The organism is Pseudomonas sp. MD195_PC81_125, assembly GCF_014060985.1.
Lineage (GTDB): Bacteria > Pseudomonadota > Gammaproteobacteria > Pseudomonadales > Pseudomonadaceae > Aquipseudomonas > Aquipseudomonas parakoreensis.
Window position 1 is genome coordinate 1 of the sequence record NZ_JABULD010000568.1, and the last position, 22004, is coordinate 22004.

Below are 22004 nucleotides of genomic sequence, written 5' to 3' on the forward strand. Positions count from 1 at the left end.
GTCACTGCTGCTCAATGACAAGGGGCAGTTGCTCGAGCGTTTCCAGTTCACCAGCCTTGATACCGCTGATGTCCCGTCGGATAAAGATTTGCAGGCGGGCACCGATTGCAAGGCCATCACCTTGGACAGTGACAAAGCGTCTGCGGTGAAGACGGCTCAGGTCTGGCATTCGGACTGGCTGCCTCCGGGGTTCGTGCTGACCAGCAGTACCTCGCACAAAGATCCGGAAACCAAGACTCAGGTCAACAGCCTGATGTATGACGACGGTCTGGCGCGTTTCTCGGTGTTCCTGGAGCCACTCAACGGTGCGACAGTGACTGACACCCGCACGCAGTTGGGGCCGACTGTTGCCGTTTCTCGCCGCCTCACCACGCCCGAGGGTGAGATGATGGTCACGGTGGTCGGAGAAATTCCAATTGGCACAGCTGAACGCATTGCTTTGTCGATGCGCAATGATGGCGCTGCAACCAGCAAGCAGTGAGCTGATTTCAGTCATTTCCACCTCTTCGTCGAGACGTAGATGAAATGTTTGCTCAGCATTTTCATTTGCAAATCACCCGAAAGTTTTTTATAGGTCAGAGCCTCACGGCTCTGGCCTTGTCTGTTGTTCCCGGAACAAAAATACCGGCCCGCGGTTCCCGGTGTTCCTTGCTCCATATCGCTTAACCCTGCTCGTCGTAACGGGAGCTGTATGTCGATACTTAGCTTGAAGTCTTATCTCTCCATTTTCGCCACCGTGCTGGTGCTGGGTCAGGCTGTCCCCGCTGTCCAGGCGGCCGACTTGCCTGACTTCACCCAACTGGTTGAACAGGCCTCGCCTGCGGTGGTGAACATCAGTACCACGCAGAAACTGCCGGATCGCAAGGTGAACCAGCAGATGCCTGACCTGGAAGGCTTGCCGCCGATGTTGCGCGAGTTCTTCGAGCGTGGCATGCCGCCTCAGCAGCGTTCGCCGCGCGGCGACCGTCAGCGTGAAGCACAATCGCTGGGTTCGGGCTTCATCATTTCTTCGGATGGCTACATCCTGACCAACAACCATGTGATTGCCGATGCCGACGAAATCCTCGTGCGTCTGGCAGATCGCAGTGAAATGAAAGCCAAGCTGATCGGCACCGATCCGCGCTCCGACGTGGCCCTGCTGAAAATCGACGGCAAGGATCTGCCGGTGCTCAAACTCGGCAAGTCTCAGGACCTGAAAGCCGGTCAGTGGGTGGTGGCGATCGGGTCGCCGTTCGGCTTTGACCACACCGTGACCCAAGGCATTGTCAGCGCCGTTGGCCGTAGCCTGCCGAACGAAAACTACGTGCCATTCATCCAGACCGACGTGCCGATCAACCCGGGTAACTCCGGTGGCCCGCTGTTCAACCTGAACGGTGAAGTGGTCGGGATCAACTCGCAGATCTACACCCGTTCCGGTGGCTTCATGGGCGTGTCGTTCGCCATCCCGATCGACGTGGCGATGGACGTTTCCAATCAGCTGAAAAGCGGTGGCAAGGTCAGCCGCGGCTGGCTGGGCGTGGTTATTCAGGAAGTAAACAAGGATCTGGCTGAATCGTTCGGTCTTGATAAGCCGGCCGGAGCGCTGGTTGCGCAGATTCAGGATGACGGTCCGGCTGCCAAGGGTGGCTTGCAAGTGGGCGACGTGATCCTGAGCATGAACGGTCAGCCGATCGTCATGTCCGCCGACCTGCCACACCTGGTCGGTGCGCTGAAAGCGGGCGCCAAAGCCAACCTCGAAGTGATTCGTGACGGCAAGCGCAAGAATGTCGAGCTGACTGTCGGCGCGATTCCTGATGAGGACAAAGAGCTGGCAGCACTGCCGAAGTCCGGTGCGGAAAGCAGCAGCAATCGCCTCGGCGTTTCGGTGGCGGAACTGACCGCTGAGCAGAAGAAAACCTACGACCTCAAGGGCGGTGTGGTGATCAAGGAGGTTCAGGATGGTCCTGCGGCGCTGATCGGTTTGCAGCCGGGTGACGTGATCACGCACCTGAACAACCAGGCCATTGGCTCTACCAAAGAGTTCGGCGAGATCGCCAAGGCGCTGCCGAAGAACCGTTCAGTTTCGATGCGCGTTCTGCGCGAAGGTCGCGCGAGTTTCATCACCTTCAAACTGGCTGAATAATCAGGTTGCAGTGAAATAAGAAACCGCCTCGAAAGAGGCGGTTTTTTTTATGCCTGAAACTTTTATGTCGCTGATGAACACTTAGCCCATCATGTCCTTGATCATGCGTTCCTGCTCCATCAGTTCACGCTGGCGCGCATCGATTCGCGAGGACAGCGGGAAGTTGCTGCCCGCCTTGCGTTTGGCAAAATCGAGCTGCTGGATCGCCTGACGATAGTCCCCCACCAGCGCAAAGTATTCGGCGCGAGCCTGATGCAGGCCGATGATATTGCCGGACAGGCCACGAGTTTCAGCGACCTGATACCACACGTCCGGATCGTTCGGACGAGATTTGAGCAAGCTGTCGAGGGCTTTTTCCGCGTCGGCGGTGCGATTCTGTTTCAGCAACAGATCGACACGAACCTGATTCAGCGGGTAATTGCCCGGGTATTGCGTGAGCATCCGGTCAACCCGGGTTTGCGCGTCCGGCAGGCGGTTGTTGGTGATGTCCAGGTCGATCTGCGCGAGGTTGTAGATGATCTCGTTGGGCGACTTGGCCAGCAATTGCTTGAGGTTCTCCCGCGCTTCATTGAGCTGACCACCCTTGACCTGGGCGATTGCCAGGCCATAGCGCGCCACGTCATTCTTCGGGTTCTCGTCCAGTTGTGCGCGGAAGCGCTTGGCCCCCAGTCCCGGTGTTTCTTCGTAGATCAGCTGAACGCGGGCGCGGATCAACTGATAGCGCATGCTGTCTTCAATGCCGCCGGCTGGCGCTTGTTCTGCGCGGTTACGGGTGTCAGCGATACGCGACTCGGTTACCGGGTGAGTCAGCAGAAATTCCGGCGGCTTGGCGTCGAAGCGGTACTGGCGCATCAGGCGTTCGAACATGGTCGGCATCGAGCGCGGGTCGTATCCGGCCTTTTCCAGGTTGAGGATGCCAATACGGTCGGCTTCCTGTTCGTTCTGGCGCGAGAAGGTACGTTGCGATTGAATGGCTGCTGCTTGACTGCCGGCAATGGTCGCGATCCCGGCATCACCACCACCGGCAGCGGCAATCACGATGCCAGCCAGCAGCGCCGCCATCATCGGTACCTGCATCCGTTGCGAAGCTTCGACGCCGCGAGCAAAGTGACGTTGCGACAAGTGAGCCAGTTCGTGAGCCAGTACCGAGGCATATTCGCCTTCGGTCTGCGCATTGAGGAACAGCCCGCCGTTGACCCCGACCACGCCACCTGGCGCCGCGAAGGCGTTGAGTTGCGGGCTGTTGATCAGGATGAATTCCAGGCGGCGGTCAGTTACCTGGCTGGTTTCCACCAGCTTGTAGACGCTGGACTCGACGTAGTCCTTGAGTTGCGGATCGTTGAGTTGTGCAACCTGACTGCGCAACATCGCCAGCCAGGCGCGGCCCAGCTGATATTCCTGTTGCGGTGAGACAATGGCAGAACTGGCGTCGCCAAGTGACGGCAGATCGTCGGCAAAGCCCGGTGAGGCGAGCAGGCAAGCGAGCGTCAACAGGGTAGGGCGCAGAAATGTCATGCACAAAGCCTTAGAAGACAAAGACCTTACTGTAGCCGGACACCGGGCCCGCGACCAGATATTCTAGGCCGCTCGACCATCTGAACCGGAGTGACGCAATGACTGACGCTGTAGCCCATGATTGTGAACTGGACGCCAGTGGCCTGAATTGCCCGTTGCCGTTGCTCAAGGCCAAAATGGAGCTCAACAAGCTGCCCAGCGGCGCCATACTCAAGGTAATCGCCACGGACGCGGGCTCGCAGCGCGACTTCCGCACCTTTGCCCGTTTGGCCGGTCATACGCTGCTGCGCGAAGAAGACGAAGCAGGCGTTTATCGTTACTGGTTGAAAAAAGCCTGACCCCCCCCCCGCGTAAAAGACCTAGGGATTATTGATGTTCAAAGTGTTACGCGACTGGATTCAGCGCTACTTTTCCGACGAAGAAGCGGTGGTGCTGGCAGTGCTGCTGTTTCTCGCCTTCACCGCAGTGCTCACGCTCGGTGGCATGCTCGCGCCGGTACTGGCGGGGATGGTGCTGGCGTACCTGATGCAGGGGCTGGTGCTTGCTCTTGAGCGTATGCGCGTGCCTGGTGCGGCGGCGGTGGGCCTGGTGTTTGCGCTGTTCATGGGCGTATTGCTGGTGTTTATCGTGGTGGTGTTGCCGCTGCTCTGGCATCAGTTGATCACGTTGTTCAACGAACTGCCGGGCATGCTCGCCAAATGGCAGTCGCTGCTGCTGTTGCTGCCCGAGCGCTATCCGCACCTGGTCTCCGATGAGCAGGTGCTGCAGGCCATCGAAGCCGCGCGTGGTGAAATCGGCAAATTCGGGCAGTGGGCGCTGACCTTTTCACTGTCGAGCCTGCCGCTGCTGGTCAATATCATGATCTATCTGGTGCTGGTGCCGATCCTGGTGTTTTTCTTTCTCAAGGATCGGGCCATGATCGGCGAGTGGGTGCGCGGCTATCTGCCTCGCGAGCGGACGCTGATCACCCGGGTCGCGCAGGAGATGAACCGGCAGATTGCCAACTACATTCGTGGCAAGGTCATCGAAATCGTGATCTGCGGCGGCGTGACCTACATCGCCTTCGTCGCACTCGGCCTTAACTATGCGGCGCTGCTGGCGTTGCTGGTCGGGGTGTCGGTGGTCGTGCCGTACGTCGGTGCGGTGGTGGTGACCGTACCGGTGCTGCTGATCGCGCTATTCCAATGGGGCTGGAGCGATCAGTTCATTTATCTGATGGCGGTCTACGGAATCATTCAGACGCTGGATGGCAACGTGCTGGTGCCTTTGCTGTTTTCCGAGGCGGTCAACCTGCACCCCGTGGCCATCATCTGCGCGGTGCTGTTGTTTGGCGGGTTGTGGGGCTTCTGGGGCGTGTTCTTTGCGATTCCGCTGGCGACGCTGTTCAAGGCCGTGCTGGATGCATGGCCGCGCAAGGAGCCTGTGGTGGCTCCGTTACTATAAAAGCCAAAAGATCGCAGCCTGCGGCAGCTCCTACAGGGAAACACATTCCAATGTAGGAGCTGCCGCAGGCTGCGATCTTTTGATCTTCAGGCTTTATTCAGATCCTGAGCCGCAGCCAGCACCGCATCCACATGCCCCGGCACTTTCACGCCGCGCCATTCCTGACGCAGCACACCGTTTTTGTCGATCAGAAACGTGCTGCGATCGACGCCCAGGTATTCCTTGCCGTACAGCTTCTTCAACTTGATCACGTCGAACAGCTGGCAGACCGCTTCGTCCTTGTCGCTGATCAGCTCGAACGGAAACTCCTGCTTGCACTTGAAGTTCTCGTGGGACTTCAGGCTGTCGCGGGAAATACCGAAGATCTCCGTGTTGGCAGCCTGAAACGCCGCATACTGGTCACGAAAGCCCTGGCCTTCGGTGGTGCAGCCCGGGGTGCTGTCCTTCGGATAGAAGTAGATCACCACTTGCTTGCCCTTCAAGACAGACAGGCTGATGGTCTGCCCGCTGGTGGCAGGTGCTTCGAAATCCGCAACCGGTTGGTCGATGACAACGGCCATGAAAGCTTCCTTACATTGGGTTTTGGGGGCGCCAAGGTTCGATCAGCGCGTCCAGGTTCATTGCGTCGGCGAAGTCCAGGAACTGGTCGCGCAGCCAACTGATCTGGGTGCCGGCCGGCAGCGTTACGGTGAACGTGGCGTTGAGCATGGTGCCGCCGGTCTGCGGCGCCTGATAGGTGTCGCAGGTCAGGTTTTCCAGCTCGACGTTGTGGTCCATGAAAAACTGGCACAGCTCATTGATGATGTCCGGGCGATACGCCGAGCTGACATAAGCTACATAAGGCAGTGCTTGCGGGCGATTTTCCAGCGCCGCACTGCGTACCACGTTGACGGTGAAGGCGTGGCGCTTGGCCAGGGTCGGCAGGCTGCCTTCAAGGCGGGCCAGCGCGTCCCAGCTACCGGAAACTTCCAGCACCAGGGCACTGCACTCGCCGTGGCGGGTAAGGCGGGACGTGACGACGGCGCAGCGATTTTCATGGCTGGCGCGGCACAGGACGTTAGTCAGCTCCATGGGGTTGGCGCCAAGGGCACTGATGACAAGGAATTGTTCGCGAACTGTGGGGGTGGACATGCAGCATTCCTAAAGCGATGAGCGGTCGGTAGGTCGATGGGCGTTGGCCGTCGGGATGCGTCTGCGCGTGCCCGTTCAGAAAGCCTCGGAACCTGGCTCGCAATTCGCTCCAATAAAGGCGGAACGTGCAACTGCGACCCTGGAACGGGGCCTGGGAGGCCGAAAGGGGAGGCTGGTACCCGGCGTACAAGCTGATCTGTACCGATCAAAGTCTGAAGGGTAGCGAAAACCGACGCCAAGGGGAATGGCGGCGCAGTACTTCGCTTGTGCAAGCATCTTGGCGCCAGTACCATTACCGCTCTCTTTTTCCGGCAGGAGCGGTTTCATGATTGCGGGCAGTATGGTGGCACTGGTCACTCCCATGGATGCACAAGGGCGTCTTGACTGGGACAGCCTCAGCAAACTCGTGGACTTCCATCTCAAGAACGGCACCCATGCCATCGTCGCGGTCGGTACTACCGGCGAGTCGGCGACCCTTGATGTAGAAGAACACATCGCCGTCATCAAAGCCGTGGTCAAACAGGTAGCCGGGCGCATTCCGGTGATCGCCGGTACCGGCGCCAACTCGACCCGCGAAGCCGTCGAGCTGACCCGCAATGCCAAGGAAGCCGGCGCCGACGCCTGCCTGCTGGTAGTTCCGTACTACAACAAACCGACCCAGGAAGGCCTGTACCAGCACTTCAAGCACATTGCCGAAGCCGTCGACATTCCACAGATTCTCTACAACGTTCCCGGCCGCACCTCCTGCGACATGCAGGCCGAGACGGTGATTCGCCTGTCCACCGTGCCGAACATCATCGGCATCAAGGAAGCCACCGGTGACCTGAAACGCGCCAAAGCCATCATCGACGGCGTGAGCAAGGACTTCATCGTGCTGTCCGGCGATGATCCGACCGCGGTCGAGCTGATCCTGCTGGGTGGCAAAGGCAATATCTCCGTAACAGCCAACGTCGCCCCGCGCGAAATGGCTGACCTGTGCGAGGCCGCGTTGAAAGGCGACGCCGATACCGCACGGGCAATCAATGAAAAACTGATGCCGCTGCACAAGGACCTGTTCATCGAAGCCAACCCGATTCCGGTGAAGTGGGCTTTGGTTGAAATGGGCCTGATGCACGAAGGCATCCGCCTGCCGCTGACCTGGCTGAGCGCTCCTTGTCATGAAACGCTTCGCACGGCCCTGCGCCAGTGCAGCGTCCTGGTTTAATTGAGGAAGTACAACGCATGAAGCGAATGGCCGGACTTTCCGCACTTGCCTTGATTATCTCCAGCACCAGTGGCTGCGGATGGGTCTGGGGCCCGGAAGGTTATTTCCGTGACCGTGGTAGCGATTACCTGGAAGCGCAACAGACTGCACCGATGCAATTGCCACCGAATGTCAGCACCTCCAAGCGTCTGGATCCACTGTTGCCGATCCCGCGCAACGTGGCCGATGACACTGCCAAGGGCGAATACGTGGTACCGCGTCCACAACCGCTGACGGCGATTGCCGATGCAACCGACTACTCGCTGCAGAAGAGCGGTGACTCGCGTTGGGTCGTGGCCCAGCACCCACCGGCCGAAGTCTGGCCAGTGGCGGTGCAGTTCTTCCAGGACAACGGTTTCCGTCTGGATGAACAGCGTCCGCAAACCGGTGAATTCACCACCACCTGGCAGCATTCCGACGAGCTGTCCGCCGCCATGGCCAAGCGCCTGAGCGCAGCGGGTGTCGGCGCCGACAGCGAAACCCGCGTGCGGGTGCGCATCGAGCCAGGCGTGCAGCGCAACACCAGTGAAATCTACGTGGTCAGCGCCGAGCGTCCTGCCGGCAGCACCGCTGACGTCGATTTCACCAACCGTTCGGTCAACACTGGCCTGGACGCAGCGCTGGTCGACGACATGCTGGCGAGCATGAGCCGGACATCCGAGAAGGGTGGTTCGGTGTCGATGCTGGCTTCGCGTGATTTCGATACCCCAAGCCGTGTCAGCCTCAGCGAAGACGGCAGCGGCAACCCGGTGTTGAACGTCGGTCCGGATCTGGATCGTGCCTGGTCGAGCGTCGGTCGTGCGTTGGAGCAAGGTCAATGGCGAGTTGAGGACATCAACCGCAGCCTGGGTCTGTATTACATCAACCTGGCCGAAAAAGCCGAGAAGAAGGACGAGAAGCCTGGTTTCTTCAGCAGCCTGTTCGGCAGTGCGCCGACCAAGGAAGAAGTTGAAGCCCGCGCCGAGCGTTATCAGGTGCGCCTGAGCAAGGTCGGTGAAAACGTTCAGGTAACCGTCGAGAAGAACATCAACACCGTTGCGCCGGCCGATGTGGCCCGCAAAGTGTTGAGTGTGATTCAGGACAACCTGGGTTGATCACATGCGCTTTGCCGTTCTCGGCAGCGGTAGCCAAGGGAACGGCACGCTGATCGCCAGCGCTGATACGTATGTGCTGGTGGATTGTGGTTTTTCCCTGCGGGAAACCGAAAAACGTCTGTTGCGCCTGGGTGTGAATCCGGCGCAACTGAGCGCGATACTCGTAACCCACGAACATGCCGACCACGTGCATGGCGTGGGTTTGCTGTCTCGGCGCTACAATCTGCCGGTCTACCTCAGTCGCGGCACACTGCGCGGGATGCGCAAACCGATCGAACCCGCAGGCTTTCTCGCCGGCGGCGAGCAGTTGCAGATCGGCGCACTGAACATCGGGGTCATTGCCGTGGCCCATGATGCGCAAGAGCCGACTCAGTATGTATTCAGTGACAACGAGCAGCGGCGCTTCGGCCTGCTGACCGACCTGGGTTCCTACTGCGAACGGGTGCTGGACGGTTATCGGGATCTCGATGCATTGATGATCGAGTCCAACCATTGCCGCGACATGCTGGCACGTGGTCATTACCCGTACTTTCTCAAGCAGCGGGTGGGCGGCGAGCTGGGACATTTGAACAACCATCAGGCGGCATTCCTGGTGGCCGAGTTGGGGTGGCAGGGCTTGCAGCATCTGGTTCTCGCCCACCTGAGCAGCAAGAACAACCTGCCGCAGCTGGCCCGGCAATGTTTTGTCGACACCCTCGGGTGCGACCCGGACTGGCTGCAACTGGCCGATCAAGATTCAGGGCTCGACTGGCGCCATATCGCCTAGCCCATCTACTTAGCAAGCGGAGCCCATCATGGAAAAACGTGAAGAACTCTACCGCGGCAAAGCCAAATCGGTTTACAAGACCGATGACGCTGACCGCTTGATCCTGCTGTTTCGCAACGACACCTCGGCGTTCGACGGCAAGCGCATCGAGCAGCTCGACCGCAAAGGCATGGTGAACAACAAGTTCAACGCCTTCATCATGCAAAAACTCGAAGCGGCCGGCATCCCGACCCAATTCGACAAGCTGCTGGGCGACAACGAGTGCCTGGTGAAGAAGCTGGACATGATCCCGGTCGAGTGCGTCGTGCGTAACTACGCTGCCGGCAGCCTGGTAAAACGTCTGGGCGTCGAAGAGGGCATGAAGCTCAACCCGTATACCTTCGAACTGTTCCTGAAGGACGACGCCAAGGGCGACCCGTTCATCAACGAATCCCACGTCGTGGCATTCGGCTGGGGCACCGCCGAGCAACTGGCGCGCATGAAAGAACTGTCGCTGAAGGTCAACGAAGTCCTGAGCAAACTGTTCGACGACGCAGGCCTCTTGCTGGTGGACTTCAAGCTTGAGTTCGGCGTGTTCAGCGACGGTTCTATCGTCCTGGGCGACGAGTTCAGCCCGGACGGCTGCCGTCTGTGGGACAAGGACACCAAGAAGAAGATGGACAAAGACCGCTTCCGCCAGGGCCTCGGTGACGTCATCGAAGCTTACGAAGAAGTCGCCAATCGTCTGGGTGTACCGCTTTAATCGACGCAAGCATCTGATAGCACGGAGAAAATTTTCGAAAGAGGGTTTGCTTTCGGCAGAAGTGTTGTTATGATGCGCGCCGTTGGAGAGATGCCAGAGTGGCCGAATGGGACGGATTCGAAATCCGTTGTACCTTCACCGGTACCTAGGGTTCGAATCCCTATCTCTCCGCCATTACACAGAAAAAAGCCCCGTAGCTGAAGAGCTACGGGGCTTTTTTTGTTTCTGCAGGTTTTAGAGACCCCGCCTCAGCTCCTCACGGCTGCGGATGCCCCAGCTTCTGCTTGATCAAGTCATACACTTCCTTGTGTGTCGAGTTACGCAGGGTGTTGTCCTTGCAAGCCGAGGCCAGGAAGGTCTTCACTTCGTCCTTGGCGTGCGGATAGAGGCTGGCGACGTAGTCGGCTTCGTGTGTTTGGGTGCAATTGAAGTGCTTGTCGTCTTTCGCTTTGTCTCTAGCCATGGTGCGGCTCCTTTTTTTGAGTTGAACGTCAAATGGCGTAACAGGGCTGGATCGCCCCACACGCTGGAGAGCGTAGGGGCGCGGAAGTGCTTCGCCAGCGCTTCAGGCAAAAAAGGAAGAGGCTGTAGGACGTGGCGCTCTGCCAATCGCGGAGTCAGATCTCCTTCACCGGCGTATCGCTCTGCACACCCTTGATCAACTCGATCACGTGTAAACAGTCAGCCTTGTTCACATAGGACTCGCCACTGGCAACCGTCTCGTGGTTTCCCGCCCGCAGCCGCCAGCGCCATTGGCCTTTGTCGGTGCTCGCGGTGCCTCGGGATTGCCTGTAGATCTCGAAATACATTCAGTTCGCTCCTTGCGATGGTGTTTGCGACAACCTGTGTGTCGCATCGACGCAAGCCTAGCGGAGCGAGTTTTTTTTCGCTATCGGGCATTTGTTTCCAATCGTTGGCAGATGTTTCTGAGGAGTGCGGACTAGAGCGTGCGCAATGGCGTCTGGATTGGCCGGAATGTCGCCAATTGCGCCTTGCAAGGCTAACGGCGCTACTGCTTAATACGGGACGGCTCATGGCGTTGAAAATGTTTCGACGACCGACAAACACTATAAAAAGAGCATTCCTTTGACTGAGCATGGAACAGCACAGGCCACACGGGTCACGTTATCGCTGGTTGTCCCGGTTTTTAACGAGGAGGACAGTCTCGACGCGTTCATTCGGCGCATTGATGAAGTCTTCCGGCACCAGACCTCGATTGCTCTGGAACTGGTGTTCGTCAATGACGGCAGTACCGATGCCACGCTTGAGGGGCTGCTGGAACGTCAGCGGCACGATTCGCGGCTGCGTATCGTCGATCTGAGCCGTAACTTCGGCAAAGAGGCCGCCTTGTCCGCTGGCCTGCAGATCGCCACCGGGCAAATCATTGTCCCCATCGATGCCGACCTGCAGGACCCGCCCGAAATCATTCTGCAAATGATCGAGCGCTGGCGCGAAGGCTATGAAGTGGTGCTCGGTCACCGCATCAGCCGCCGCAGCGACACTTGGGCCAAGCAGACTTCGGCGCACTGGTTCTATCGCCTGCACAACAAAATCGCCGAGCAACCGCTGCCGGAAAACGTCGGTGATTTCCGTCTGATGGACCGTTGCGTGGTCGACGCCTTGCTGACCTTGCCCGAGTCCCGGCGCTTCATGAAGGGCCTGTTTGCCTGGGTGGGGTTTCGCACCACCCATGTGGATTACGAGCGGCCCGAGCGCGTGGCAGGGCAGAGCAAGTTCAACGGCTGGCGACTGTGGAATTTCGCCCTGGAGGGCATCACCAGTTTCAGTACCGAACCGCTGCGAATCTGGACTTACATCGGCGCGGTGGTCTCGCTGGTATCGTTTGCCTTCGCCATTTTTATTGTGGTGCGCACACTGATCCACGGCGTCGACATGCCCGGTTATGCCTCGCTGATGGTAGCCGTGACGTTCCTCGGTGGCCTGCAGTTGATCGGCATCGGCGTACTCGGCGAGTACCTGGGGCGCACTTACATCGAATCCAAACGCCGGCCGGTTTTTCTGGTGCGTCGCGTCTATGACCCCAAGGACTGATACATGGATCTCAAGGAAACCGACATCCTCGGCGACAGCATCGGCGAGCATTGGTATTACTGCTCTAAAGCGGCGGCAACGCGTCGTCTGCTCGGTGAGGCACCGATCACGCGGATTCTCGACGTGGGCGCCGGATCGGGTTTTTTTTCGCATCATCTGTTGACCCAAACCTCGGCGCAGGAGGCGTGGTGCGTCGATATCAGCTACCCCGCCGATTCTGATGCAAGCACTGCCGGCAAACCGGTGCATTATCGTCGCGATATCGAAGCCGTCGACGCGGACCTGGTGCTGCTGATGGACGTGCTGGAGCATGTCGACGACGACCTCGACCTGCTCAAGGCTTACGTCGATAAAGTGCCGTCCGGCAGTCGTTTCCTGATGACCGTGCCGGCGTTCCAGTTTCTGTGGAGCGGGCATGACGATTTCCTCGAACACAAACGCCGCTACACCCTGGCGCAGTTTGAAGCCCTGGCCCGTGACGCCGGCTTGACTGTGCAGCGCGGTGCCTACTATTTCGGCGCGGTGTTTCCGATCGCGGCGGTCTTGCGTTTGCTGCCCCAAGGCCCGCAGGCCGCCGCGCCGCAGTCTCAACTCAAGCGTCATCATCCGTTGGTCAACGGCGTGCTCAAGACCCTCTGCCGCCTTGAACTGCCGCTGATGCGGATGAACCGTCTGGCTGGTCTGAGCGTGTTTGTGCTGGCGTGCAAACCGTGACTTCAGCCGACCGATCGGCGTTGATCCAGCGCGGTTTGCGCTTTGCCGTGACCGGGCTGTTCGTCACCGCGCTGCATGCGCTGGTGGCGGTGCTGTTCATCAACTTCGTGGCCCCGCAACCGCCGTTGGCCAACGGTGTGGCATTCGCTGTGGCGACGGTGGTGTCCTACGTGATCAACACCACCTGGAGTTTCTCCGCGCGGCTGCATGGCAGAACATTGGTGCGGTTCATGCTGGTGTCCTTCGGCGGGTTCTTGCTGGCGATGTTCGTTGCGTGGGCAGCGCAATTGGCTGGACTGCACTATTTGCTGGGCATCGGTGCCGTGGCACTGATCATTCCGGCGTTCACCTTTGTGCTGCACAATTTCTGGACGTATCGATGAAAGGCTTGAACAAGCATCCGGCCTTGGCGCTGTTGCCGCTCCTGCTGGGAGCGCTGGCGTTTTTTCTGGTAATCGGCCCGCGTGCCCTTGATCCGCAAAACATTGCCTGGCTCAAGGACGGCGACCCGGCGACGCATTACCTGGGCTGGGTGTTCTTCCGCCATTCTCCATGGTCCTTTCCGCTCGGGCTGAATCCGTCCTATGGAATGGAGTTGGGCAGTGCGATCATTTTTTCCGATTCCAATCCGCTGCTGGCGTTGCTGTTCAAGCCGTTCGGTGCGTGGCTGCCGGAAACATTCCAGTACTTCGGCATGTGGTTGTTGCTGTGTTTCGTTCTGCAGGCCTGGTTTGCCTGGAAGCTGCTCGGCTTGATCACCGACAACCCCGTGTTGCGCCTGCTCGGCACAGGGCTCCTGGTGTTTTCGCCGCCGATGTTTCTGCGTACCGGTGGACATCTTTCGCTGGTCGGGCACTTCCTGATTCTCGCGGCGTTGTATCTGGCACTCCACCCGGCACTCGAGCGCCGACGTTTGGCGTGGGCAGCATTGCTCGCCGTGACGGCATTGGTTCACGCTTACCTGTTGGGCATGGTGGCGCTGATCTGGGTCGCGGATCTGTTTGGCAAGTTGTGGGCTGGCAAGCTGACGCGCCGTCAGGTCTTTATCGAGCTGGGCGGCTTGTTCGCGCTGGTGAGCGTGTGCTGCTGGCAGGCGGGTTATTTCAGTATTACCGATGGCGCGGCGGGCGGCGGTTTCGGCTTTTATCGAATGAACTTGTTGTCGCTGGTGGATCCAGACGGTTGGTCATTTGTCTTGCCGGGCATTCCCAAGGGCGCAGGCGATTACGAAGGTTTCAACTACCTGGGGTTGGGTGTCCTGTTGCTGCTGCCGCTGGCCGCTATCGGCTGGTACAAAAGTGGTATCTCGTTGAAGGCTTTGTTGTGCAGTCGCCCGTTCTTGTTGTTGGCGTTGATCGGATTAACGCTGTTCGCGCTGTCGAACCAGATCGGATTCGGCCTGCAGACGTTCAGCTATCCGCTGCCAGAGTTCGTGCTGCGTGCAGCGAGTATTTTTCGTGCCTCGGGTCGGATGTTCTGGCCGGTGTTTTACGCCATCGTGATATTGCTGACTTATCTGGTGGTGCGCGGCTATCGAACGCGAGTCGCCATGGGGCTGCTGGCGCTGGCGTTAATGGTGCAAGTCACCGACACCCGGATTGCCTGGGCAGGTTTGAGAGCAGCGAAAATGCTGCCCGAAGCGTCGGCCTGGGCCAGCCCGATGCATGATCCGTTCTGGGCCAGTGCGGCGGCGCACTACAAGAGCACCCGTGCCGTGATGCCGAAAAATCAACCGGACCAATGGCAGGCGATTGCCGATTTCGCCGCCACCCATGGGCTGGAAACCGACGCGGCTTACCTGGGGCGTACGAGCCCCAAGGCGCTGGACAAGCTGTTGCTCACGACGCAAAGCCAACTCGCCAGCGGCCAGTACGACAGCGATTCGCTGTACATCCTCGATGACGACGCGCTGGAGTTGGCGGTCAAGAGCATCCACAGCGAAACCGATCTGTTAACCCGCGTCGACGACTTTGTCGTGCTGGCCCCGGGCTGGAAACACTGTAATGACTGTCTGGCGATGGTCGATCAGGGGCGTGCGCTGTCGGCGATACCCTTGAGCCAGCCGGGGCTGGTGCAGACGTTCAACCGCAGCACTCGGCAACTGGTCAAAGGCTGGTCCACACCGGAAGCCTGGGGCACCTGGAGTGACGGACAGGATGCGCAACTGCTGCTGCGCGTGGCCCCCGGGTCGCATGCGCTGGTGATTGAGGCGCTGGCGTTTGCCATGCCGCCGAACCTCAGTCAGCGGGTGATCGTCAGCATCAATGGCGTCGAGGCGCTGTCGACGCGTCTGACCCAGGTGCAGGGCAATCGGCTGGAAATTCCGCTCAGCGCGGCGCAGGTCGCCGAGGAGTATCTGAATGTCCAGCTGCATCTGCCAGATGCGGTCAGTCCGAAAAAACTCGGTTTCAATGACGATGCGCGAGTCATGGGGCTGGGATTGCAAACCCTGACGGTGCAGTGAAATTGTCGAACAAACCGCCAATCGTCTGATAGACGCCGATCCCAAGGACTTCATACACTGCCAGCAGTCTGGGGATCGGGGGCAATGGATGAATCGAAATGAATTACGCAAGGCCGACATCAACCTGATGGTGGTGTTCGAGACCTTGATGCTCGAACGCAACGTCACCCGGGCGGCAGAGAAGCTGTTTCTCGGCCAGCCGACCATCAGCTCGGCCCTCAATCGCTTGCGCGCGATGTTCAATGACCCGCTGTTCATCCGCGTCGGCCATCGCATGGAACCGACCGCCCGCGCCGAAGAGTTGTTCAGGTATCTGTCGCCGGCGCTCGACTCGCTGTCGGTGGCGCTGAGCCTGACCCACGACTTCGACCCCGCGGTGAGCAACATGACGTTCCGGATCGGCCTGTCCGATGATGTCGAGTTCGGCCTGTTGCCGCCGCTGTTGCGGGCATTGCGCCAGGAGGCACCGAGCGTGGTGTTCGTGGTGCAACACGTCGACTACTGGCGCATACCCGATCTGCTGGCGGCCGGCGACATTACCGTCGGCATCAGCCAGACCCGTGGCTTGCCGGCCAATGCCAAACGCAAGCTGCTGCGGCATATCCAGCCGAGCATCCTGCGTGCCGACGCCTCGGATTCGCCGCTGACCCTCGACGAATACTGTTCACGCCCACACGTACTGGTGTCGCACACGGCCAACATCAGCGGCTATGCCGATGAGTGGCTGGCGGAAATCGGTCGCACCCGGCATGTGGTGTTGTCGGTGCCGCAATACAGTGCGCTGCCGGCGTTGCTCGCCGGTACCGACCTGATCGCCAGCCTGCCGGACTACACCGCCGAAGCCATGGCGGCTTCTGGTCGATTGTTCAAAGAACCGTTCCCGTTCAAGACCCCGATGCTGGATCTGTCGATGGTCTGGCTCAGCCATGTCGACAGCGATCCGGCCGAACGCTGGCTGCGTTCGCGGCTTGAGGCATTCATGAGCGAACGGCCACTGACCGCGCCCTGAATTCCACCACAAATCTCCCTTGTGGGAGCGAGCCTGCTCGCGAAAGCGCAGTATCAGACAATATTGATTTGACTGAGATGTCCTCATCGCGAGCAGGCAAAAACCCGCACGGGAGCAGGGCAATGCTGTGGTATATGTACGACCTTTCTGCCGACTGACTGGAGCACCCCATGCCACATCTGCACATGGAATACACCGCCAACCTGCCGCAATTGAACGCGGATGTGGCGTTGATCCGGCTCAACAACACGCTGGTGGGTTCCGGTCAGTTCGCGGCGGAGTTCGATATCAAGAGCCGGGCGGTGAAGGTCGAGACTTTCAAGGTGGGCACCGGCATGGGCGAACGCGCCTTTGTCCACGTGAAGCTGGCGCTGCTCAGCGGTCGTTCGCCGCAAATCAAGAAGCAGCTCTCGGAAAGTCTGTTGGCGGTGTTGCAGGATCTGTGCGAGTGGCCGGCCGGGGTTGAAGTGCAGCTCTGTGTGGAGTTGCTCGATATCGACCGCGATTCCTACACCAAGACCGCCATCGGCGTGTAGGACTCAGGCCGCTTCCAGCTCATTGCAGACCTTGATGACCTGCTCGCGCAGCCAGACGTTGGCGCTGTCCTGATCGGCGTTCTGGCTCCATTGCATGTCGAGGGTGAACCCCGGCAGGCCGTTCGGCGCTTCGCAGTGATTGAACACCGCGTCGTTGGTCAGCAGACGCTGGATGCGCCGGGGCAGGGTGAGGATGAAGTCGGTGCCGGTGATCATTTTCAGGGCCGCGCTGTAGCTGTTGGAACGGGCGACGATCTGCCGTTTCTGCGCCTGACGGGCCAGCCAGCCATCGACCATGTTGGTGCTGGACGTCCACGGTGTCGGGAACACATGGCGCCGCTCGGTGAAGGCCTGCAGGCTCAGGCGCGGTTCCAGCGGCGTGGCGCGTTTGTCGAAGACGCAGACCAGATCGTCTTCCAGCAGCATTCGCGACTTGAGGTCGGTGTGGCTGCGGTGGAAGTTGGGGCCGAAACAGATGACCAGATCGAGGCTGCCTTCGCGCAGTTCGTCGGCGGGTACGTCGGTCTCGAACTTGTGCATGTTGACCACCACCGGTAAATCGTCGAAGTCGAAACGCTTCAACAGGCGTGGCAACACCAGTTGCTCGAAGTATTCCGGCGCGCAGATGTTGAAGGTTTTCGCTTGGTGGGTCGGGTCGAAGGCCGGGGCACCGGCATGGCACAGGTTGATGCTTTCGAGAATTTTCTGCACATGGCCGTACATGGTGCCGGCCTTGTAGGTGGGGCGCATGCCTGTGCGGGTGTTGATGAACAGATCGTCTTCGAAACTGGTGCGCAATTTTTTCAGGCAGTAGCTGACAGTGGACTGGCTGACGCACAGCGTCTCCGAGACATCCGTGACGCTGCTTTGCTCATACACGGCGATAAACACCATGAGGTCCTGCATGTCGAGCTTTCGAAGCAAGTTACTGTTCAGCATCCGTTCCGTCTCGCTGTGCTCCTTGCGCTGAATCCGCGCAAACGTGTGCGCATGATCGTAACGGAACGATGGTGCCAGGACAAAGCCTTGTAGGACGATTCAATGTCAGTTGTGGGACAGAAAGTTTTAGCAACACGACGTCGCCAGATAAACCGCAAAAAGATGGCAAGAAGCCTCTACCCCGGCGATGGTATCTGGCTTCAGCGGATGTGTCGGGCGTATTGCCGAGGGTCGAAACGCAGCACGATCAGCAACATCACCACCATTACCGCAGTCAGCGACCACCAGGCCCATTCGAAGCTGCCGAGCCGGTCGCGGATCATTCCGGCCAGCAGCGGCGAAAGCCCGGCGATCAAGTAGCCGATACCTTGCACGAATGCGGTCAGGCCGCCGGCGCGCTGCGGGTTGTCGAGGTGATCGAGCGAGACGATCAGGCTCATCGGAAACAAGCCGCCAATGCCCAGCCCCAACAGGCACGGCCACAGCAGGCTGAGGTGTTGCGGGCTGAGGATCAACCCGCAGAAGCCTGCGATGATCAGCAGCAGTAAAGCTGCGAGGACCGCGCGACGATCGCGGCTGCGGTTGGCGATAGCTGGCGTCAGCAGTCCGGAGATCACCTCCATGGCGGTCAGAAAACCCAACAGTAGCCCGGCATCCTGTTCGCTCCAGCCTTGTTCCACGTAGTACGGCGCCAGCCAGGCGAGTACGCAGGTGTAGGACGCCGTGCCGAGGCCGAAAAAGATGGCAAGCAGCCAGGCACGGGTATTACGCGCGAAGGATTCTTTTCCTGCAGCTGTGTTCTGGATGGATGACGAGGGCGACTGCGTCCACCAGACCAGCAACGCGAGCAAAGAAAGTGCCGCCCAGATCGCCAGCCCGGTACGCCAACTGCCGGACTGCACCAGCACCAGCGGCGACAACGAGGCGGCCAGGGCGGCGCCGCCCATGATCGACGTGACATACAGGCCCATGCACAGCGCCACATGGTCGGGGAAGCGTGACTTGATCAGCACCGGCATCAAGGCTTGAATCAAGGCAATGCCAATCCCCGCCAGCACCGCGCTGCCAATTAACGGCGGCGCCGAATCGAGCCACAGCCGCGACAGCGTCGCCAGCCCGATAATCAGCAGCGACAGGATCACCGCGCGTTGCTCGCCCAAACGTCGACTGATGCCAATACCAAAAAACATCGCCAGTCCCATCGCCATCACCGGCAGCATGGTCAGCAGCGAAGCCAGGCTGAAACTCAGTGCAATGTCGCCGCGTATGGCCGACAGCAAGGGACCGACGGCGGCCATGGACGGGCGCAGATTCAGCGCGACGAGAATGATCCCGAACATCAGCCAGACAGCAGGGCGAGTGGTGGTGCGGACGTTTTCCATCGGCAGACTCTGGATTGCGGAGGCTGCTGATTAGGCGGTGCGGCGCACTTACCGGCAAATCAGATTTCCCCGGTACTATTTAAAAACTAAATATCACTCTCCCCGTGTAGGCGCTGCCGCAGGGTGCGATCTTTTGATCTTGATCTTGAAAAACAAAATCAAAAAGATCGCAACCGGCGGCAGCTCCTACAGGGTGAGGTTCGGATTCATCTTGTTGATCTCGCTGTCAGACTATTCTTTATCTCTGGCAGGATATTTCGTTACAGCTCTGGTCCTGCGCAGGCGCGTAAAACGCCGGCGGCGATATATACTGCGCGCCATTCTTCAAGGGAGAGCCGTGTGGCCATCGATATTCACTGGATTCGCGACAACGAAAGCCTCGCGCAGCTTTGCGCCGAGTGGCAGCAACTGCCGTTCGTTGCCCTCGACACCGAATTCATGCGGGTCGACACCTTCTACCCGATTGCCGGTTTGCTGCAGGTCGGTGACGGCAAACGCGCCTGCCTGATTGATCCGCTGACCATCGACGCCTGGCAACCGCTGGCGGCGCTGCTGGAAAACCCGGCGGTGCTCAAAGTCTTGCACGCCTGCAGCGAAGACCTCGAAGTGCTGTTGCGTCTGACTGGCAGCTTGCCGGCGCCGCTGTTCGACACTCAATTGGCCGCGGCCTATCTGAACCTCGGGTTCTCGATGGGTTATTCGCGGCTGGTGCAGGAGGTACTCGGTATCGAGCTGCCGAAGGGCGAGACCCGTTCCGACTGGTTGCAGCGTCCGCTGTCCGACACGCAGATCAGCTACGCCGCCGAAGATGCAGTGCATCTGGCGGAAGTTTTCGTACAGCTGCGGCCGAAACTGTCTGACGACAAATTCGCCTGGGTGCTGGAGGACGGCGCCGAACTGGTGGCTAACCTGCGCCGTGAAACCGACCCGTACGAGGTCTATCGCGAAGCCAAGCTGGCGTGGAAACTGTCCCGCGCGCAACTGGCGGTGCTGCGTGAACTGTGCGCCTGGCGTGAAAAAGAAGCCCGTGCCCGTGATCTGCCGCGCAACCGCATCGTCCGTGAGCACTCGCTGTGGCCGCTGGCCCGCACGCAACCGGACAACCTTGCGGCGTTGGGCAAGATCGAAGACATGCACCCGCGTACCGTGCGTCAGGACGGCCAGTTTCTGCTTGATCTGATCAAGCGCTCTGGCAGTGTGGGGCCTGATCAATGGCCGCCGGCGGTGCCGGAGCCATTGCCGGTCGAAGCGGCGGCGCTGATCAAGCAACTGCGCGCCCTCGGTCAGGTCGAGGCCGAGCGTCTGGGCATCGCGCCGGAACTGATGCTGCGCAAGAAAACCCTCGAAGCGCTGGTCAAAAGCGGCTTCCCCGAGGGCCCTTATCAATTGCCTGAGTCGCTGCGTGGCTGGCGCCGCGAACTCATGGGCCAGAAGCTGCTCGACAGCCTGGCCACCGCCGGAGAACAGCCTTGAAACGTATTTGCTCCATTTACCAAAGTTCGAAGAAACCCGGGATGTATCTTTATGTGCTCAAGAGCGATGCGCTTGAGCGCGTGCCCGAGGCGCTGATGGCGGCCTTCGGCAAGGCGAAGCATTCCTTTGACCTGGTACTGACCCCCGAGCGCACACTGGCGCGCGAGGACATCACCGTGGTTCTGGAAAACCTCGACAAGCAGGGCTATCACCTGCAGATGCCACCGGCCGAGGACGAGTACATCGAACACCTGCCCGAAGAGTTGCTGCGACGCAACGACCCGGTCTGATCTGCGAGGCCCTGTTCTGGGCCTCTTGCCACCCTGGAACTGATTTTACGGCGACGACCGCCACGAAGGAGCACCGCTCTTTCGGCGGTTGCCTGCACGGTTTGCGAAAGGTTTGAAGATGCGCGTTCTGATTGCTGAACACGACCACGCGGTGTACGCCCGGCTGCTGCGCCAGATGGCCCCCGAACTTGAAGTCCTGACCAGTGGCGACTCTGCCGAACTGGCGCGTCAGGCTGCCGATTGCCCGGTGTGGCTGGGGCAGCCGGACCTGTTGGCGACCCTGCTGCGTCAGGGCCACCAGCCGCAATGGCTGCAATCGACCTGGGCCGGCATCACGCCGCTGCTCGCTGATGGTCTGCGCCGCGATTACCGCCTGACCCGCGCAGTGGGAATCTTCGGTCAGGTGATGGCCGAATACGTACTGACCTACATGCTCGGTCACGAACGGGAAGTGCTCGCGCGCCTCGTGAGCCAGGTCGAGCGCAAGTGGGATAACCGCACCGGCCAGAGTCTGGTCGGGCGCAAGGTGCTGATCGTCGGGACCGGCGATATTGGTCAGAGCGTGGCGCAGTTCCTGCTGCCGTTTGGCGTCGAGTTGTACGGCATTGCCAGCAGTGCGCGTGAGCAGGCGCCGTTCATCGAAGTCGGTTCGATGGCCGATCTGCCACGGCTGGTGGGCGCGGTCGATTACGTGGTCAACCTGCTGCCGAACACCGCGCACACCCACGATATCTACGATGCGGCGCTGTTCAAGCAATTCAAGCCGACCGGGTTGTTCATCAACGTCGGACGCGGCGTGGCGGTGGTGGATGCCGATCTGGTCGAAGCCTTGAAGGAAGGGCATCTGGCCGGTGCGGTGATCGACGTTTGCCGTCAGGAGCCGTTGCCGCAGCGCCATCCGTTCTGGACTGCCTGGGGCCTGCTGCTGACTGGACACAGCTCGGCGCCGACGTCGCCGGCGTTGATGGTGCAGTTGTTCGTCGAGAACCTGAAGGCGTATCAGGCGGGAGAAGCGTTGCGCGGAGAAGTGGACTTCAACCGCGGTTACTGAGGTGTAATCAAAAGATCGCAGCCTTCGGCAGCTCCTAC

24 protein-coding genes and 1 tRNA gene are annotated in these 22004 nt (G+C 59.8%); 18 read left to right on the forward strand and 7 right to left on the reverse strand.

What is annotated here, in order from left to right; all coding sequences use genetic code 11:
• On the forward strand, nt 1-481 hold a 481-nt coding region (locus HT737_RS22640), incomplete at its 5' end, for a MucB/RseB C-terminal domain-containing protein (RefSeq protein ID WP_182404044.1).
• Nucleotides 482-691: 210 nt separating this feature from the next.
• Entirely contained in the window at nt 692-2122 is a 1431-nt protein-coding gene (locus HT737_RS22645) for a DegQ family serine endoprotease (protein WP_047292288.1), read from the forward strand.
• A gap of 81 nt (nt 2123-2203) precedes the next feature.
• Here HT737_RS22645 and HT737_RS22650 read toward each other — a convergent pair whose 3' ends face one another.
• Nucleotides 2204-3637: a M48 family metalloprotease gene (locus tag HT737_RS22650; RefSeq protein WP_121184194.1), complete on the reverse strand. Its 1434-nt coding sequence runs from the start codon at nt 3635-3637 to the stop codon at nt 2204-2206.
• Between the two features lie 98 nt (nt 3638-3735).
• Here HT737_RS22650 and HT737_RS22655 point away from each other — a divergent pair, with 98 nt between their 5' ends.
• Both HT737_RS22655 and HT737_RS22660 read left to right on the forward strand, forming a co-directional pair.
• Nucleotides 3736-3975 carry a sulfurtransferase TusA family protein gene (locus HT737_RS22655; RefSeq protein ID WP_047292289.1) on the forward strand — a complete coding sequence of 80 codons (240 nt, stop codon included), beginning with the start codon at nt 3736-3738 and terminating at the stop codon, nt 3973-3975.
• Nucleotides 3976-4009: 34 nt separating this feature from the next.
• On the forward strand, nt 4010-5080 hold the full coding sequence (locus HT737_RS22660; RefSeq protein WP_182404045.1) for an AI-2E family transporter: 1071 nt from the start codon (nt 4010-4012) through the stop codon (nt 5078-5080).
• A gap of 86 nt (nt 5081-5166) precedes the next feature.
• On the opposite strand, the gene HT737_RS22665 is transcribed toward HT737_RS22660, so the two are convergent.
• Together HT737_RS22665 and HT737_RS22670 are read right to left on the reverse strand one after the other, a co-directional pair.
• Nucleotides 5167-5640: a peroxiredoxin gene (locus HT737_RS22665; protein WP_182404046.1), complete on the reverse strand. Its 474-nt coding sequence runs from the start codon at nt 5638-5640 to the stop codon at nt 5167-5169.
• A gap of 10 nt (nt 5641-5650) precedes the next feature.
• Nucleotides 5651-6211, reverse strand: a complete 561-nt coding sequence (locus tag HT737_RS22670) for a glycine cleavage system protein R (protein WP_047292291.1) — start codon at nt 6209-6211, stop codon at nt 5651-5653.
• Nucleotides 6212-6536: 325 nt separating this feature from the next.
• Between HT737_RS22670 and dapA the strand changes: the two genes are divergently transcribed.
• From dapA to HT737_RS22695, 5 genes are all read left to right on the forward strand, one after another.
• The gene (gene dapA / locus HT737_RS22675; protein WP_047292292.1) at nt 6537-7415 is read left to right on the forward strand and encodes a 4-hydroxy-tetrahydrodipicolinate synthase; all 879 of its coding nucleotides are present in this window, start codon (nt 6537-6539) and stop codon (nt 7413-7415) included.
• Between the two features lie 17 nt (nt 7416-7432).
• Entirely contained in the window at nt 7433-8548 is a 1116-nt protein-coding gene (gene bamC / locus HT737_RS22680) for an outer membrane protein assembly factor BamC (protein ID WP_041070366.1), read from the forward strand.
• A 4-nt stretch (nt 8549-8552) separates the two neighbouring features.
• The gene (locus HT737_RS22685; protein ID WP_102354439.1) at nt 8553-9314 is read left to right on the forward strand and encodes an MBL fold metallo-hydrolase; all 762 of its coding nucleotides are present in this window, start codon (nt 8553-8555) and stop codon (nt 9312-9314) included.
• Nucleotides 9315-9342: 28 nt separating this feature from the next.
• Nucleotides 9343-10056 carry a phosphoribosylaminoimidazolesuccinocarboxamide synthase gene (gene purC / locus HT737_RS22690; RefSeq protein ID WP_007963288.1) on the forward strand — a complete coding sequence of 238 codons (714 nt, stop codon included), beginning with the start codon at nt 9343-9345 and terminating at the stop codon, nt 10054-10056.
• 84 nt (nt 10057-10140) lie between these two features.
• A tRNA-Ser gene (locus tag HT737_RS22695) sits at nt 10141-10230 on the forward strand.
• 82 nt (nt 10231-10312) lie between these two features.
• Here the strand turns inward: HT737_RS22695 and HT737_RS22700 are convergent.
• Both HT737_RS22700 and HT737_RS22705 read right to left on the reverse strand, forming a co-directional pair.
• Nucleotides 10313-10519, reverse strand: a complete 207-nt coding sequence (locus HT737_RS22700; RefSeq protein ID WP_027614505.1) for a hypothetical protein — start codon at nt 10517-10519, stop codon at nt 10313-10315.
• A 154-nt stretch (nt 10520-10673) separates the two neighbouring features.
• On the reverse strand, nt 10674-10865 hold the full coding sequence (locus HT737_RS22705) for a DUF1508 domain-containing protein (protein ID WP_182404047.1): 192 nt from the start codon (nt 10863-10865) through the stop codon (nt 10674-10676).
• Between the two features lie 277 nt (nt 10866-11142).
• Here HT737_RS22705 and HT737_RS22710 point away from each other — a divergent pair, with 277 nt between their 5' ends.
• From HT737_RS22710 to HT737_RS22735, 6 genes are all read left to right on the forward strand, one after another.
• Nucleotides 11143-12108, forward strand: a complete 966-nt coding sequence (locus HT737_RS22710) for a glycosyltransferase family 2 protein (protein WP_182404048.1) — start codon at nt 11143-11145, stop codon at nt 12106-12108.
• A gap of 3 nt (nt 12109-12111) precedes the next feature.
• On the forward strand, nt 12112-12822 hold the full coding sequence (locus HT737_RS22715) for a bifunctional 2-polyprenyl-6-hydroxyphenol methylase/3-demethylubiquinol 3-O-methyltransferase UbiG (protein ID WP_182404049.1): 711 nt from the start codon (nt 12112-12114) through the stop codon (nt 12820-12822).
• Nucleotides 12819-13205 (forward strand): GtrA family protein, encoded by a 387-nt coding sequence (locus tag HT737_RS22720; RefSeq protein WP_095667243.1) that lies wholly within the window; start codon nt 12819-12821, stop codon nt 13203-13205. Before HT737_RS22715 ends, HT737_RS22720 begins: the two co-directional genes overlap by 4 nt.
• Nucleotides 13202-15286: a DUF6311 domain-containing protein gene (locus HT737_RS22725; RefSeq protein WP_182404050.1), complete on the forward strand. Its 2085-nt coding sequence runs from the start codon at nt 13202-13204 to the stop codon at nt 15284-15286. The genes HT737_RS22720 and HT737_RS22725 overlap by 4 nt, the downstream gene beginning before the upstream one ends.
• An 88-nt stretch (nt 15287-15374) precedes the next feature.
• The gene (locus tag HT737_RS22730) at nt 15375-16295 is read left to right on the forward strand and encodes a LysR substrate-binding domain-containing protein (protein ID WP_041070352.1); all 921 of its coding nucleotides are present in this window, start codon (nt 15375-15377) and stop codon (nt 16293-16295) included.
• A gap of 170 nt (nt 16296-16465) precedes the next feature.
• Complete coding sequence (locus tag HT737_RS22735) at nt 16466-16831, forward strand: 5-carboxymethyl-2-hydroxymuconate Delta-isomerase (RefSeq protein ID WP_041070350.1); 366 nt, start codon at nt 16466-16468, stop codon at nt 16829-16831.
• Between the two features lie 3 nt (nt 16832-16834).
• On the opposite strand, the gene HT737_RS22740 is transcribed toward HT737_RS22735, so the two are convergent.
• A complete protein-coding gene (locus HT737_RS22740; RefSeq protein ID WP_047292301.1) occupies nt 16835-17770 on the reverse strand; it encodes a LysR family transcriptional regulator in 936 nt (311 codons plus the stop codon).
• Between the two features lie 200 nt (nt 17771-17970).
• Nucleotides 17971-19152 carry a cyanate transporter gene (locus HT737_RS22745; RefSeq protein ID WP_182404051.1) on the reverse strand — a complete coding sequence of 394 codons (1182 nt, stop codon included), beginning with the start codon at nt 19150-19152 and terminating at the stop codon, nt 17971-17973.
• A 339-nt stretch (nt 19153-19491) separates the two neighbouring features.
• On the opposite strand from HT737_RS22745, the gene rnd reads away from it, so the two are divergent.
• The 3 genes from rnd (at nt 19492) to HT737_RS22760 (ending at nt 21966) form a co-directional block, all read left to right on the forward strand.
• A complete protein-coding gene (gene rnd, locus HT737_RS22750; RefSeq protein WP_047292306.1) occupies nt 19492-20625 on the forward strand; it encodes a ribonuclease D in 1134 nt (377 codons plus the stop codon).
• Nucleotides 20622-20915 carry a YcgL domain-containing protein gene (locus HT737_RS22755; RefSeq protein ID WP_003222599.1) on the forward strand — a complete coding sequence of 98 codons (294 nt, stop codon included), beginning with the start codon at nt 20622-20624 and terminating at the stop codon, nt 20913-20915. Before rnd ends, HT737_RS22755 begins: the two co-directional genes overlap by 4 nt.
• A 118-nt stretch (nt 20916-21033) precedes the next feature.
• Nucleotides 21034-21966, forward strand: coding sequence for a D-2-hydroxyacid dehydrogenase (locus HT737_RS22760; protein ID WP_041070342.1), 933 nt, complete (start codon nt 21034-21036; stop codon nt 21964-21966).
• Nucleotides 21967-22004: the final 38 nt, after the last annotated feature.